Origin of the sequence: Paenibacillus sp. FSL E2-0177 (assembly GCF_037992975.1) — a bacterium.
Classification (GTDB): domain Bacteria; phylum Bacillota; class Bacilli; order Paenibacillales; family Paenibacillaceae; genus Paenibacillus_AQ; species Paenibacillus_AQ odorifer.
This window is the reverse complement of record NZ_CP150307.1, coordinates 4,519,555-4,534,513: the sequence shown is the minus strand read 5'-3', so window position 1 is coordinate 4,534,513 and position 14,959 is coordinate 4,519,555. Positions and strand designations below refer to the sequence as shown.

15 protein-coding genes are annotated in these 14,959 nt (G+C 39.7%); 13 read left to right on the top strand and 2 right to left on the bottom strand.

Annotated features, from left to right (window positions below; translation table 11 throughout):
* Position 1 precedes the first annotated feature (1 nt).
* Both rbsC and rbsB read left to right on the top strand, forming a co-directional pair.
* Positions 2-970: a ribose ABC transporter permease gene (rbsC, locus tag MHI25_RS20260; RefSeq protein WP_076127362.1), complete on the top strand. Its 969-nt coding sequence runs from the start codon at positions 2-4 to the stop codon at positions 968-970.
* A gap of 13 nt (positions 971-983) precedes the next feature.
* Positions 984-1,907 (top strand): ribose ABC transporter substrate-binding protein RbsB, encoded by a 924-nt coding sequence (rbsB, locus tag MHI25_RS20255; RefSeq protein ID WP_076304874.1) that lies wholly within the window; start codon positions 984-986, stop codon positions 1,905-1,907.
* 69 nt (positions 1,908-1,976) lie between these two features.
* On the opposite strand, the gene MHI25_RS20250 is transcribed toward rbsB, so the two are convergent.
* On the bottom strand, positions 1,977-3,842 hold the full coding sequence (locus MHI25_RS20250; RefSeq protein ID WP_076218177.1) for an LTA synthase family protein: 1,866 nt from the start codon (positions 3,840-3,842) through the stop codon (positions 1,977-1,979).
* Positions 3,843-4,048: 206 nt separating this feature from the next.
* On the opposite strand from MHI25_RS20250, the gene MHI25_RS20245 reads away from it, so the two are divergent.
* The 6 genes from MHI25_RS20245 to MHI25_RS20220 all read left to right on the top strand — a co-directional run bounded on the left by MHI25_RS20245 (position 4,049) and on the right by MHI25_RS20220 (position 9,573).
* A complete protein-coding gene (locus MHI25_RS20245) occupies positions 4,049-4,597 on the top strand; it encodes a sigma-70 family RNA polymerase sigma factor (protein WP_076307649.1) in 549 nt (182 codons plus the stop codon).
* Positions 4,587-5,879 carry a DUF4179 domain-containing protein gene (locus MHI25_RS20240; RefSeq protein WP_340394091.1) on the top strand — a complete coding sequence of 431 codons (1,293 nt, stop codon included), beginning with the start codon at positions 4,587-4,589 and terminating at the stop codon, positions 5,877-5,879. The genes MHI25_RS20245 and MHI25_RS20240 overlap by 11 nt, the downstream gene beginning before the upstream one ends.
* A 68-nt stretch (positions 5,880-5,947) precedes the next feature.
* Complete coding sequence (locus MHI25_RS20235; protein ID WP_076127354.1) at positions 5,948-6,409, top strand: hypothetical protein; 462 nt, start codon at positions 5,948-5,950, stop codon at positions 6,407-6,409.
* A 1,455-nt stretch (positions 6,410-7,864) separates the two neighbouring features.
* The gene (locus tag MHI25_RS20230; RefSeq protein ID WP_076127348.1) at positions 7,865-8,380 is read left to right on the top strand and encodes a GNAT family N-acetyltransferase; all 516 of its coding nucleotides are present in this window, start codon (positions 7,865-7,867) and stop codon (positions 8,378-8,380) included.
* 48 nt (positions 8,381-8,428) lie between these two features.
* Positions 8,429-8,917: an LURP-one-related family protein gene (locus MHI25_RS20225; RefSeq protein WP_076183031.1), complete on the top strand. Its 489-nt coding sequence runs from the start codon at positions 8,429-8,431 to the stop codon at positions 8,915-8,917.
* Between the two features lie 257 nt (positions 8,918-9,174).
* Positions 9,175-9,573 (top strand): collagen-like protein, encoded by a 399-nt coding sequence (locus MHI25_RS20220; protein ID WP_340394089.1) that lies wholly within the window; start codon positions 9,175-9,177, stop codon positions 9,571-9,573.
* 202 nt (positions 9,574-9,775) lie between these two features.
* Here MHI25_RS20220 and MHI25_RS20215 read toward each other — a convergent pair whose 3' ends face one another.
* On the bottom strand, positions 9,776-10,675 hold the full coding sequence (locus MHI25_RS20215; protein WP_340394087.1) for a LysR substrate-binding domain-containing protein: 900 nt from the start codon (positions 10,673-10,675) through the stop codon (positions 9,776-9,778).
* A gap of 136 nt (positions 10,676-10,811) precedes the next feature.
* On the opposite strand from MHI25_RS20215, the gene MHI25_RS20210 reads away from it, so the two are divergent.
* From MHI25_RS20210 to MHI25_RS20190, 5 genes are all read left to right on the top strand, one after another.
* Positions 10,812-11,123: an antibiotic biosynthesis monooxygenase gene (locus tag MHI25_RS20210; RefSeq protein ID WP_339168626.1), complete on the top strand. Its 312-nt coding sequence runs from the start codon at positions 10,812-10,814 to the stop codon at positions 11,121-11,123.
* Between the two features lie 154 nt (positions 11,124-11,277).
* Complete coding sequence (locus tag MHI25_RS20205; protein WP_339168624.1) at positions 11,278-11,763, top strand: GNAT family N-acetyltransferase; 486 nt, start codon at positions 11,278-11,280, stop codon at positions 11,761-11,763.
* A gap of 191 nt (positions 11,764-11,954) precedes the next feature.
* Entirely contained in the window at positions 11,955-12,395 is a 441-nt protein-coding gene (gene fabZ, locus MHI25_RS20200; RefSeq protein WP_076127337.1) for a 3-hydroxyacyl-ACP dehydratase FabZ, read from the top strand.
* A complete protein-coding gene (locus MHI25_RS20195; RefSeq protein WP_076190619.1) occupies positions 12,392-12,991 on the top strand; it encodes a chorismate mutase in 600 nt (199 codons plus the stop codon). The genes fabZ and MHI25_RS20195 overlap by 4 nt, the downstream gene beginning before the upstream one ends.
* A 718-nt stretch (positions 12,992-13,709) precedes the next feature.
* Positions 13,710-14,948, top strand: coding sequence for an ATP-binding protein (locus MHI25_RS20190; protein ID WP_339168621.1), 1,239 nt, complete (start codon positions 13,710-13,712; stop codon positions 14,946-14,948).
* Positions 14,949-14,959 lie beyond the last annotated feature (11 nt).

The following is a 14,959-nucleotide window of genomic DNA, read 5'->3' as shown; positions in this document are numbered from 1 at the left end:
AATGACAACTATCAAAGGTGAGAGAGAAAATAAAGGTTTTCAAATCGGGCAAATTACACAGAAGCTAGGTCCATTACTAGGGCTGATTATTCTAATTGTTATCGTTACGGTGTTGAACCCAAGCTTTATGGAGCCCCTTAATATCCTGAACTTGCTTAGACAAGTTGCCATAAATGCGCTTATCGCTTTTGGGATGACCTTTGTTATTCTAACGGGTGGTATCGATTTATCGGTGGGTTCTATTCTAGCCCTATCCAGTGCCTTCACCGCTAACCTGATGTTGTCTGGTTGGGATCCTGTCTTAGCCATTATTGTAGGTTGTTTAGCGGGTGGCGTGATGGGGATGGTTAACGGACTGATGATTACAAAAGGTAAAATGGCGCCATTTATCGCTACGTTGGCGACCATGACGATTTTCCGGGGATTAACACTTGTATACACAGACGGAAATCCGATCACAGGTCTCGGAGACAGCATGACCTTCCAATTGTTTGGCCGTGGATATTTACTGGGAATACCTGTACCTGCTATAACAATGATCATCGTCTTCGCAGTCTTATGGGTTGTATTGCACAAAACTCCATTTGGCCGTAAAACCTATGCCATTGGTGGTAATGAAAAAGCATCTATTATTTCAGGGATTAAAGTCGACCGCATTAAAATAATGATCTATTCATTGACCGGTATGTTGTCCGCATTGGCAGGAGCGATCCTGACTTCCAGATTGAACTCAGCGCAACCCACAGCAGGCACATCTTATGAGTTGGATGCTATCGCAGCTGTAGTATTAGGCGGTACGAGCTTAACTGGTGGTCGTGGACGTATCGTGGGCACATTGATTGGTGCATTGATTATCGGGATTTTGAACAATGGATTGAACTTGCTCGGCGTATCCTCTTTTTACCAAATGGTGGTCAAAGGGATCGTTATTGCCATTGCCGTACTCATAGACCGTAAGAAAGCCGTATAAGGGGGATTCCAACATGAAAAAGTTAACTTTGATTCTTACTTCCTTACTATTAATTCTCATGACAGGTTGTTCCTTGGAGCCTCCAGAGTGGGCTAAGCCTCGCAGTGGTGGAAGCATGGAGAATATGAAGATTGGATTATCCATATCTACTTTAAATAACCCCTTCTTTGTATCCGTTAAAGATGGTGTTTTGGCCGAGGCTAAGAAGCAAGGCTTGGAAGTCCTTGTCATTGATGCCCAAAATGATTCTGCTAAACAAAGTAATGACGTCGAAGATTTGATGCAAAAAGGTGTGAATGCGTTATTGATCAATCCAGTGGATTCATCAGCGATCTCGACAGTAGTGCAAACAGCTAACAGTTTAAATATTCCCGTCGTTACGTTGGACCGTTCCGCAGATCAAGGGGATATCAAAGCTCTTGTTGCCTCTGATAATGTAAAGGGTGGCTCTATGGCGGCACAATATATTGTAGAGCAGCTTGGGAAAGGTGCAAAGGTCATCGAGCTAGAAGGATCCCCAGGAGCTTCAGCGACTCGGGAACGCGGTAAGGGATTCCATGAGATTGCGGACAGCCAGCTAGAGGTCATTGCTAAGCAAACAGCTGATTTCGACCGCACGAAAGGCCTGACCGTTATGGAGAACCTTCTACAAGGAAATCCTGGCGTACAAGCAGTTTTCGCTCATAATGATGAAATGGCGCTAGGTGCTATTGAAGCCATTCAAAGTTCAGGCAAGAATATCCCTGTGATTGGTTTTGATGGAAATGAAGATGCACTTAAATCCATCGAAGCTGGTAAATTAACAGGAACCGTTGCGCAGCAGCCTGAATTAATTGGCCAACTAGCCATTCAAGCCGCTAAGGATGTATTAGAAGGCAAAACCGTAGAGAAGCTGATTGCGGCACCGCTTAAACTAGTTGTTAAAGAGTCAAAATAATAACCATTATAGAAAAAGACTGCGCTCACCGATTTGGTGAGCACAGTCTTTTTTGCTATACATTGCAGCTTATTCTTCAATAACTCTATCCGGTAGCTGTGTAACATAGCTGTCTGACAAATGGAGCAGCTGTAAGGCACGCTCGAATTCGTCTTCTGTGGATTGCAGAGGTTGGTTGCCGTTACCAGATAAAGTATAATGCTGGCCATCCTCGAAGCCACTGCCGGATAAGAAGAGCTCTTCGTTATTTACGAAAGATCCTGTAGGCAAGTAATACCGTTGTGGTAGTAAGTTATAAGTTGATTGATTCAAGAGATCTTGTCCGAAATGAATATGATCTGCAAGAGAGACACCCAATAAATTAGATACGGTAGGTAAAATATCCACTTGCCCGCCTAGTTGTTCTTTTACACTAGGAGTTGTAATCCCTGTCGCTGACATGATCAACGGAATATTAATCAATTCACGTTCCGAATATTCATGGCCGAGAATCTCTTCCAGTAGGAGATGATCATCCTCTTTTAGAGAGAAGATAGGCAGTCCACGATGATCCCCGTACAATACGATCAAGCTGTTATCCCACACACCGTTTTGTTTGAGCTCATCGATAAAAAGTCCCAGCGCATAATCAGCATAATTCTGAGCCCGAATATAATCGCCAACAAGCGTTCCTTCGAATCGCTCTGGAAGTGTCATTTTGTATTTATCCTCTGGGATGGAGAACGGATTATGAGATGACATCGAAATTACATGGGAGTAGAAAGGTTGCTCATTCTGATCCATTCTTGCCAGCTCTGCAGCTGTTTTTTCATACAAAACTTCATCAGAAGCGCCATAGAATACAGTGTCTTCTTCCCCGAAGTAAGTTTTATCATAATAACGATTGAATCCCAAAGCACTATAAAGCTCACCACGGTTCCAAAAGTCGACTTCGTTCGTATGGAATGTTGCCGTATCGTAACCTTGTGCTTGCAACAGCTTGGGTAAGCTTGGTAGCTCTTTAGGAGCGTACATTTGGGTAGCTGGACCATCAGGGGGTACATAAAAAGAAGTGTTCACAATAAACTCTGCATCTGAAGTGTTGCCTTGTCCAACCTGCTGGTAGAAACGCGGGAAGTAGAAGCTGCTGGCGGCAAGCTTGTTCATATTTGGTGTGATTTCTTGTCCATCAATCTTTAGATTGATTAAGAAGTTCTGGAAAGACTCCATTTGCAGAATGATTAGATTTTTTCCTTTGGCGGCTCCAAATAAAACCGGATTAGAGCTAGCTTGAATTCCTTTAGTTTTATCAATAGTGGATTGCGTAATCTCAGAAACGTCAATTTGTTCTTCCTCTTGATCAGCTAGCAGAGAGTAGGCTTCATAATTAAGAATGCCCATTTGTTCCGCTTTAATCGTTTCGTTCATACTGGCACGGTTTGGAAAAATATTCATTGCACAAATGATGATGGAAATACAGAACAGGACTGCCACCGCTTTACGGTTACTTTTGCGCGACATAGCTTTTTTCCAATCCAGCGCTTTCTGTTTTCTAAACATCACCAAGCTGATGACAATGATATCCACAAAGATAAGCATATATTGAGGACGAAGGACCGAAAATATACTTTTCTTTACGGCTCCCACTTGTTTGACCTGATCTAATACTTGCGAAGTAGCAATGATGCCAAAATGATTATGATATACAATTAATGAGAAAAATAGAGTAGTAATCAATACATTGACAAGCATGTAAATTGCAATTTTTCGTTTCGTAGCGAACCATTCAATCAAGCAAAAGACTAGAAGTACAAAAGGGATTTCTTTAAGCCAAGTGGTCCAAGTAGGGCCATCTTCAAATAGAAAGTACCAGGCAAAATAGCTTTTTACAAGCATAATGAGAGAGAAGAATAGCAGAGATCTTTTACTAAGTGTACGAGGTTCTTTAAACGGCATTGCTTATGCCCATCCTTTTCTTTTTAGATTAGTTCATTCTATTACATTGAAGCGTTTAAAATCAACTAGATTTGGGTATGTCTGAGTGAAATTTTCCTGAATATTACAGTTTAGGTGGATTGAATAGTTCACGATATATAAAAATTTTTTATGAAGATGAACTTTTTACAGTGCTCCTGACTCATATAGGGGAGAGAGGTGAAGGCATGGATGTTGTTCGATTGGTGAAAAAAGCTAAAAAGGGAAATAAAGAAGTTTTGCTGCAATTAATCATGTATGAAAAAGATATTTTTTATAGGCTTGCGTACAGCTATATGGGAAATGCGCATGATGCTATGGATGCCATGGAGGAAATGATAGTTACGTTATACGAGAAGATTGACCGACTTAAGAAAGAGGAGTCTTTTTACAGCTGGAGTAAGACGATTTTGGTAAACGGCTGTAAAAGGCAACTTCATAAGCGAAGCAAGCTGGTGTTATTAGAGGACTGGAGCATCACTGACGAGAAGGAAAAAGCCGATGTTACATCAGGCGATCCTTATCATAAAAGTGAACAGCAAATGGATATGCAGGCGTTATTGTTACATGTGAACGAGCAGCAAAGAGAAGCAATTCAATTGAAATATTTTCATGATCTCGATTATCAAACGATAGCTGAGATCACACAGGTCTCGATCGGAACTGTTAAATCAAGGATCTACAATGGATTACAAACGCTGAAAAATCATTACAGAGGTGATGTTGATGAACAATAACGTCGAACAACGATTAGTGGATGAGAAGAGGAACTTAGAGTCCATAACTGCACCTGAGGGTTTAGAAATGAGATTAAGAAATGCTTTAGACTCGGCACCTCCAAAAAGAATAAAAAGAAAAAGCTCGCCCCTCTGGAAGATTGCAGCCGTCATTATATTAGTGATAGTAGTTTCTGGAAACAGCTATAATGCCTTCGCTTATTATGGAAAAAAGTTATTTGGTTTTGATGAGGTGTTAGAGGGAACTTTACAACAACTCAATGAACAAGGAATGGGACAAAGCATAGACAAAAAGACGACGTTAGCAGATGGAACAGAACTTACGATTAACGGAATTATGGCAGATGCCAATCAATTTATTGTGTATTACACGTTAAACAATCCTAAGGGAATAGAGGAGACGGGAGATCATTTTAGTCCTTCAAAAATAGAAGGGTTTCTCACGAATTCCAACATAAGAAGCGGCGTATCTTTAATCAACGACGAACATACAGAAATAAAAGGCACGATGACATTTGATAGCGTAAGCCCATTCTCGAAAAAACTAACACTTCATTACTGGGGACCTCCACAGAAAGGGCAGATGAGTGAAGGGAGCATAACGTTTTCTTATAATCCAAATCAAGCGATGGTGACTCAGATCAAACAGTCGATTAATAAAAAGGTCAAAGCCGACAAAGGATCAATTACCTTCAAGTCGATCACGGCCACACCCACCATGACTGTGATTAAAGGGAGTATGAATGTCGAGAATTTCGATCGAATAAGATTAGGGTTAGAAGGCATTCAATTAATTGCCAATGGAAAGCCTGTAGAAATATTAGGTAGTAGCAATAAAACCTCGCTGGGTGGGAGATCATTTGATATTCGTTATGACACCTTGCCAAAAGAATTACATTCATTGCAGCTGGTTGTTAAAGAGTTTGTTGGATATCAGAAGCTGGAAGAGAAGTATCCTCTAAATGCTGATAGTAATGAGCCGATTCTACTAGGGGATAAAGAATTATGGATTAAAGATGTGACCAAGACCGCTCAAGGGATTGAAGTAACTATTGCTACAGATGAGGATGTAATGCTGGATGGTGTGTCTATAGAAAATGCTAACGAAAACACGGCTTTAAAAACAACAATTAATCAAAAAGAGTCAGAACAAACGAACGGTAAACTCATGAAGGAACGCACCTTATTATTTGATACACAAACGAAACCTGAAAGTATTCTGATAGAAGGAATACATTATATGAAGGAATATAACAAGGTCATTGAGATTCCTGTGGATTAAAAAGAAGTGCCATATCCATAATTTATGAAATATAGTAAGCTATAATAGTCTGAGAAAGTGAGGGGGTTATGGAAAATATAGGTGCTTATAAGGTGAGTCGTCCGTCGTTAATGTCGCTTCTGTTTTCTATGATTTTTTCAAGTGGCATACTAATGTTAAATACCAGAAATAATATGGAGTATAAAGTATTACTTTATTTTGGTTATATATGGTCGGCTTTCTGTCTGATTGTTGTAATCATATTGCTCTATAGGATCATTACGATTAGAAAGTTCATTGAGGTTCGAATTCATCCGGACGCTATAATAGTAGAAAACAAAGAAATTCAAGCGAATCAAATTGATAATATTTATGTAAAGGGCTATTTCATACCCGTAATAGGCATTAAACCTGTAGATCACAAATTTCCTCCCTATAAATTATGTTTTAGTTTTCTTGACGAAGAATACAAGGGAATGAAAGAACTAACCGCATGGGCCGAAAGTAATCAGATTAAACTATCTAAAAAAAGATTTATGAGATGGCTTTAACCGGGCTCTTACCAGTCCACCATACTGCGCTTTATGCGCACAGCGGAAAGGATGGGTGTCCTAAAAGCCGAAAATGGCTGCTGGGGCACCTCATTTTTTTTGCTCCATCATCGTCCCCCAAACGTCGCTCGTTTTCTCCATCCGCGAATCCTGAAACTTCGTTTGCTTCCTCCATCATCAAGAACCCTCTACTTTTGTCACCTCCGCTATCCCCCAAAAAAAACTACACTTTCTTCGATCACATTTGCACACCCGGAAGCATCTATCGGACTCAGATGACCCTTAGACGCGTCATATCCCACTTTTGGAACCCTAACGGACCGCATAGTCGTTATTGGTCTAAAAAACACCCCGAAAGCAGCCTTTTCAGGGGAATGACTTCACTGGAGTCCGAAACCTTGCTCCAAAGCCGAAATATTCGCATATAACGTCATCTGGGTCCGAAAGTAACCGCCATCCATCATCGAATCCCCAAACCACACTTTCTTCGATCACGTTTGCGCGCCCGGAAGCATCTAACGGACTCAGATGCCCCTTAGACGCGTCATATCTCACTTTTGGAATCCTAACGGACCGCATAGTCGCTATTGGCCTGAAAAACACCCCGAAAGCAGCCTTTTCAGGGGAATAACTGCACTGGAGTCCGAAACCTTGCTCCAAAGCCGAAATCTTCGCAAATAACGTCATCTGGGTCCGAAAGTAACCATCTTCCATCATCGAATTCCCAAGCCACACTTTCTTCGATCACGTTTGCGCGCCCGGAAGCATCTAACGGACTCAGATGACCCTTAGACGCGTCATATCTCTCACTATTGGAATCCTAACGGACCGCATAGCCGTTATTGGTCTAAAAAACACCCCGAAAGCAGCCTTTTCGAGGGAATAGCTGCACTGGGGTCCGAAACCTTGCTTCAAAACCGAAATATTCGCAAATAACATCAACTGGGTCCGAAAGTAACCATCTTCCATCATCGAATCCCCAAGCCACACATTCTTGGATCACATTTGCGCGCCCGGAAGCATCTAACGGACTCAGATGCCCCTTAGACGCGTCATATCTCACTTTTGGAATCCTAACGGACCGCATAGCCGTTATTAGCCTGAAAAACACCCCGAAAGCAGCCTTTTCGGGGGAATAACTGCACTGGGGTCCGAAACCTTGCTTCAAAACCGAAATATTCGCAAATAACATCAACTGGGTCCGAAAGTAACCGTCATCCATCATCGAATCCCCAAAACCTCGTTCGCTTCCCCTTTTGGAGTTCTGACTGCCGTATAGAGACTGATTACCCCAATACGCTAATAGGTAGAATGAATGGTAAATCCTTAGTTTTTTTGTTGCAAATACAACAATTATGGTATACTATTTTCCTGTCACATCTGCATAACACCATATAATTAGAGCTCGAAATAAGAGTTTATTTGTAAATTGATATTTTAAAAGGAGAAAACAATATGGCTATCAATATAAAAAAGTGCACGGTCGAAGATCTAGGTTCACTTCAAGGAATTAGTGTTGAAACATTTAATGAGACATTTAGTAATCAAAATTCACCTGAAAATATGAAGGCCTACCTGGATAGAGCATTTAACTTAAAACAATTAGAAAAAGAATTGTCGGATAGCTCATCAGAATTCTATTTTATTTATTTTAATGAAGAAATCGCTGGGTATTTAAAGGTTAACACCGAGGATGCTCAATCTGAAGTAATGGGTAACGATTCACTTGAAGTCGAGAGGATCTATATTAGAAAAAAATTTCATAAACAGGGGCTTGGGAAATATCTAATAAATAAAGCTATAGAAATAGCGGTACAATGTAATAAAGAGAAGATTTGGTTAGGGGTTTGGGAAAAAAATAAAAACGCTATTAGCTTTTATGAAAAAATGAAGTTTGTTCATACAGGAACTCATTCTTTTTATATGGGTGAAGAAGAACAAATAGATTTTATTATGACAAAACAACTATAACATTTGTCTAAAATGATGTTAACTAAGAGGAACGATAGGAGGCTTAGAATGAAGCAACTTTATATAAAACAAAAGGTATTCAGTCTAAGTGGTAAATTCACGGTAAAGAATCAGCAGGAGCAAGATGTCTATTACGTAGAGGGCAGTTTTATGCAAATTCCCAAGACATTCTCCATCATGAATACAACAAGAGATGAAGTCGCACTTATTACGAAAAAAGTGTTCAGTTTTTTACCAAAGTTTTTTGTAGAAGTAGATGGTCGAGAGGTGTTGACGATTAAGAAGGAGTTTTCTTTCTTTAAAGCACGTTATACGATTGATGCGGCTGACATTGAGGTACATGGTAACTGGTGGGACATGGATTTTCAGGTTTTACAGCATGGTGTAGTCATCGGTAAAGTGAACAAGGAATGGTTCACTTGGGGGGATAGCTATAAGGTTCAAATATTGAAGGATGAGATGGAGACGCTCATGATTGCATTCGTTGTCGCTATTGATTGTGTGAAGGCTGACCAGGCATCTACATCACATCAGTGAAGATTCAATATTAAAGTTAAGAACTTAGTAAAGTGATGTGGACGGAATAAATTCTGCAGGTAAAGCTGAGTGTAATTGGTCAGTTTATCTAATGCGCTGAACGTACCATAAGTAGAGGCAAGTTAGGTTTCTGATAGTGCCTATGTTAGATCTTATTGTTGATTTTCATTTTTTGAAAAAACGCCTATTGCGCCCAAACGCTCTCTCCGCGAATGCATATGATGATTATGCCTACTCATTGAAAGGAGCGATCACATATGGGATTTTTTCCAACACCGGGTGCCGGCGGAGGATTTCCAGGATTCCCAGGCGGACCAGGCGGACCAGGCGGACCTGGCGTGCCAGGAGGACCAGGGTTTCCGGGTGGAACCCCCGGACAATTTCCGGGGGGTGCACCGGGAGGCGTTCAAGCGCCGACGGCTCCTCCACCGCAATTCGTGCCACAAATGTCGTCTACCACATTTGCCATTGATCCCGGCGGGATCAGACGCTGCCTGTTCCGCAACACATACATTTGGCTGAACAACGGCGAGCAATTCTGGTTCTTTCCGGTATTCGTCGGACGTAATTCTATTGCAGGGTTCAGATGGAACGGTTTTTTCTGGTCGTACTTCGGCATTGATTTGAATCGGATTAGCTCGTTCACGTGCTTCTAAGGCAGACAGCGATAGAGAACAGCCAGCAGGCTGTTCTCTATGTTGTGCAAATTATCGTGTCCCGGGAGTTGTGAATTTCTCAAAAGATACATAGTGAAGAATCGTTTCCCCTGACGCTAACGTTAATGCTGGATCAAAAAAGGGACTACTCTGCGAAGGATAGCCTTAAAGCTTGCCGTTACAGACAGCGCGTTGAGCCATCTCATAAATCACGGTAATGCGGAGGGATGGGCACGTTGGTGATCCATTGTGTTATGAATTCAATTAGTTTTTTTGCCGCTGGAGAGGCATTTTTAATGGAGGCGGCTGCAATACCAATAGAACGATAATACTCGCCTTCCAATGGGCGATAACATACATTGTCGGGGAGATGGGACAAAATCATTTTTGGGAGAATACTTAACCCTAAACCATTTTGTACCATGGCTATTATGGCATGATCATCTTCTAATTCATATTTGATCGTGGGTGTGAGTTTATTTTGCGAGAAAATTCGCTTTACATCGGTGTCACAACCCGCAATGGGCATGATAAAAGGTTCATCAATCAATTGCTCAAGGCGGATGGTTGATTGGCGCTCGAGAGGATGATTCTGCCACATAATGCAGACCATCCTATCTTTTTGAAGAGGGACCACATGAAAAGCATCTCGAGTAGGCAGATTAACAAATCCCAAGTCAGCGGTTCCATCGGCAATCCATTCTTCTATTTCAGAGTAGTTACCATCAAGTAGTTTTATTTCAATATGTGGAAACTGATTTTGAAATTGTTTAATGATTTGGGGCATCCATTGGATCGATACACTAGAGAAAGTACCTATTTTCACAGTTCCGATTTCGACACCCTTTAATGCAGCTACTTCTTGATTGAGTTTTTCATTAAGTTGCAGGATTTCTCTGATATGTGGGATTAAACGTTCGCCATCGTTGGTTAACCGGATACCCGATCTGTTTCTTATGAGAAGACACAGTCCGAATTCAGCTTCTAAGCTAGAAAGCGCATGACTGATGGCTGATTGTGTTAAATTTAATATCTCTCCTGTTTTGGTAATGCTGCCGATCTCAACTACCTTACTGAAAATTTGATATTTTAAAAGATTCATAATGATTTCTCTCCTCAATAATGTATGAAAAAAATTCATTAAACTAACAATTAATATTCATTATTTTTATCTTAATTATAATAGTATAATCTGTTTTATATAAAAACATCTACGATTAAAGGGGAGTTTGAGCGGAATGGTTCATGAATCAAATGGATCTTATTATGCAGTCATATTTTCAAGTCAACGTACGGACGGGGATAACGGATATAACCTTATGGCTGAAAAAATGGAGCAGCTTGCGTCCGGGCAACCTGGGTTTTTAGGAGTGGAAAGTGTCAGGGATTCTTCAGGAGCGGGTATTACGATTTCTTATTGGGAGAGCTTGGACGCGATTAGGAACTGGAAACAGCATCAATCTCACAAAGTTGCTCAGGAGAAAGGTAAGAAAGAATGGTACCAAAATTACAAAGTGAAAATTTGTAAAGTTGAAAGAGAGTATTCTTGAGTGGTAAAATATTACTGCAAAGTAATTGGGAATCAATCCATTGAAGCGTACAACAACAATCATTTTATTTCAAAAGGATGCGAAGAAACTTATCCGAGAAAATAGAAGAGTCCGTTACTAATTAGATAAAATATAGATATGGGATGGTTTTTAGATGAACTATCAAATTAAAAGGGCGACCCTTGAAGAAAAAGAAATCCTCAACAACCTAATGCAATTTTATATGTATGATTTCTCCGAGTATATGGATTTACACCTTGAAGAAAACGGAAAATTTAATGATTATCCTCTCAATGATTACTGGACAGAGGACTCGAATTTCCCATATCTGTTAACTCTGAATGGGAAAAATGCTGGATTCGTTTTAGTCAAATTAAAAAATAGAGATGATGATTTATACTTTTCCATTGCAGAGTTTTTTATTATAAAAAAGTATCGGAGAGTAGGATTAGGTAGACTAGTTGCAAAAGATATTTTTAATATACATAAGGGGCAATGGGAAGTTTACCAAATAGATAATAACGAGCCCGCACAACGCTTTTGGAAAAAGGTGATAGAGGAATACACTGGCGGAAAATTCACTGAACGAATTGAAGCAGGGAGAAAGACACAGGTGTTTGTTAATCGAGTTGAATCTTAAGCTAGGGTACAATAGATCAATAAAAAGCGGCAGTCGTGGACTTTATTTTCTAGTCCAGGGTTGCCGTTGTTTTTTTAGGATCTCCAGAAGTGATGTTATAGGCCAGTTGTCCGGGTATTTTTGAGTAGTACAAAATCACTTCTAATGTTAAAATTACCCAAAAAGTATTTTAGGAGGCTAAGACGGGAATTATGCTAAATATACAGCAGATTGTAGAACTTATTCCTCATCGGTATCCGTTTATTTTAGTGGACAGAATTATAGAGCTGGAGGAGAACAAAAGAGCAGTAGGTATTAAAAATGTATCCATTAATGAACCGTTTTTTAGCGGCCATTTTCCTGAGCATCCTGTTATGCCGGGTGTTTTAATTGTGGAGGCATTAGCCCAGGTAGGCGGAATCACAATGTGCAAAAACGAGAAGCTGATGGGCAAGATAGGGTTATTAGTTGGCATTGATAATGCCCGTTTTAAGCGCCAAGTAACGCCTGGGGATCAGCTTCTTCTTGAATTCGAAGTCAATCGGATGAAAGGTGAAATTGTAAAAGGCAAAGGCACCGCAACAGTAAATAGTGAGCTTGTATGTGAAGCTGAGATTTCTTTTGCATTTGTGCAAAAAGGAGGTTCAAAATGAAAAGGATGCCGTTTGTACGACCAACCGAACATTACGATCTGCAAATTAAGGATATTGACGAGCAAATATGTGCATTGATCAAGCAACGAAAGGAAATCTCGAATAATAATCCAGGATTCCCACCGTTTGAATCTATCTCTAAATGGGCAGAAAATTATGAGCTCTATGAGGATTTTTTGAAAGCGGTATTTGGGATGTTGCTAAGTGAAGATCATTTTAAACCGATGGTTGAGCCAATTGATTTTAGAAAACATATTGCAGTTCTTAAATCAATTGAGAAAGATGGATTTTTTTATACACTGACCTCTATACGCCAATATAGTAATGCTAGTGTGGTCACCCTTAATATAGATTGGGACATGACAACTGAGCTTCCAACAAATTCTCATAACCATAGCTTTTTCGAGCTGTTTATAGGAGAAGAATATGATAGTCGAATGATGAATGGCGGAAGTTCAACCGGACAAGCTTCTTATAATTACGTAATTTCTCCACCGCTTTCTGACGATCCTTCAGGTGTTATATTAGAGTTCAGGGAACATGGTAAACCCTTCAAGAACAATGAGACAGGAAATCAAATTGTTTTTAGGCTGTAGTACTTATTTCTTCTCCGGAAAATATTGCTTATAGCTGTCTCCATTGCTATTATCAAAAGTGGAGATCCGAGCGAAGTTAGTTTGACTCCGCTCTATATCACAGTTAACGGATTTTTAGTGAAATAAAAACTGGCCATCCTGAGGGGATGGCTGTTTTCTGTGAAAGACAACTTAATGATTCATTTCCGAATGCGTTCCTTCCTCAGGAGATTTGCCTTCTGGTGGGATCCAAACGGGACGAATCGCAAAGGATAAAAGCAAAAGTAATGTTAATATAGAGGCTACGATTAAACCGAGTTTTCTAATCCTCGTAGGTGAAACTAATACTATAACAAAAATGACAAGGACAAACCCAACCGACGTTACAATTTCGATTACGGTTATGGGATGCAATGAAATCCTCTCCTTCTCTCAGATACAGAAAGGTGGCAGCTCTAGATTTATGAGCCCTTAAAAACTACGAAGGTACAGTTTACAATTTAGATATTCAGGAATACGAAAATTGATGACCCCACACAGACTTCACATGTCTGTATTTTTTTGCTAATTGTGGTTCTATAGTATGATTTTTTGGGATTATTTGAAAAATGGTTGAGAAATACATAGTGTATAGTCAATACTGTGACTTATAATGTTAGCTTAGGTAATGATCTAAAACTCTTAATATAACCTTGAATATATTCATTTACGCAGTAAAAGGCTGAAAGGAAGTCATCTCTTGTTTGAAACCCTACTTTTAAATTTTTTGTTTTTGCTTTTTCCAGTATTAACATTTCTAATATTCTTTGAGAATCGGGCCTATTCCTACAATAGATTGATTCTCGTTTTTATGTCTGCAGTGACCATGAGTCTCTGTATTGCAAAACCTATCAGACTTGAAATTGGCTATATTTTTGATTTGAGGTACATTCCGTTTATTATTGTGGCACTGTTTGGAGGATATAGGAACGTTCTTCCTCTATATATTATTTTGAATGCTTACAGATTCTATGTGGGTGGAGGTGGAGTATTTTATTCGTTTCTATTTGCGACAGCGATTCTGATTTTGGTGCCGTTATATAAAAATAGATTTTTAAAATTACCATCGAAGGGCCGTGTGATTGCGGCAAGTCTGATTGCTTTGCTAATTATGGGGGTTTATCTGTTAATTTTAGGTTTTGTTCAGGATTCTTTAGACAGGCAATTTTGGATTCTTTCATTAAATGCGTTGACAACTCATGTTGGGGTGATGAGTGTCATTATGATTTTGATTGAGAAAATTATCTCCAATATTAAAAATCGGGAACGGATTGTCCAATCGGAAAGATTAAATGTCGTCAGCGAGCTAGCGGCAAGTGTATCCCATGAAATCAGAAATCCACTTACAGTGACTAGTGGTTTTTTGCAGCTATTAAATAAATCTAAAACGATGACGCCAGAGGAAAAGGGCTTTGTAGAGTTATCTCTACAAGAGCTACAGCGAGCAGAAAAAATTGTAAGTGATTATCTCTCCTTTGCCAAGCCACAATCTGAAAACATGGTTTACTCCAATATGAAGGCAGAATCAGAATATACTAAAAATATCATAATGCCTTATGCCACTATGCACAAAGTAGATGTCCAATTTAGTTTTAATAATTCGTTAAATAAAAACTATGACCGAAACCAGATTCAGCAGTGTCTAATTAATTTATATAAAAACGGTATAGAAGCGATGAAGGAAACCGATGGCGGTACGCTATTTATCGATATATTTGAAAAAAAACAAAATATTATGATCAGTATCAAAGATAACGGAGTCGGCATGACTAAAGATGAAATATCGCGACTCGGTAAGCCGTATTATTCCACTAAAGCAGAAGGAACGGGGCTGGGTATGCTTATGGTCTACAGTACCGTCGATAAAGTGAAAGGAACTATTGAAGTCGATAGTGAAAAAGGCAAAGGGACAACGTTCCTTATAAATATCCCAACATAGGCAAGTTGCAG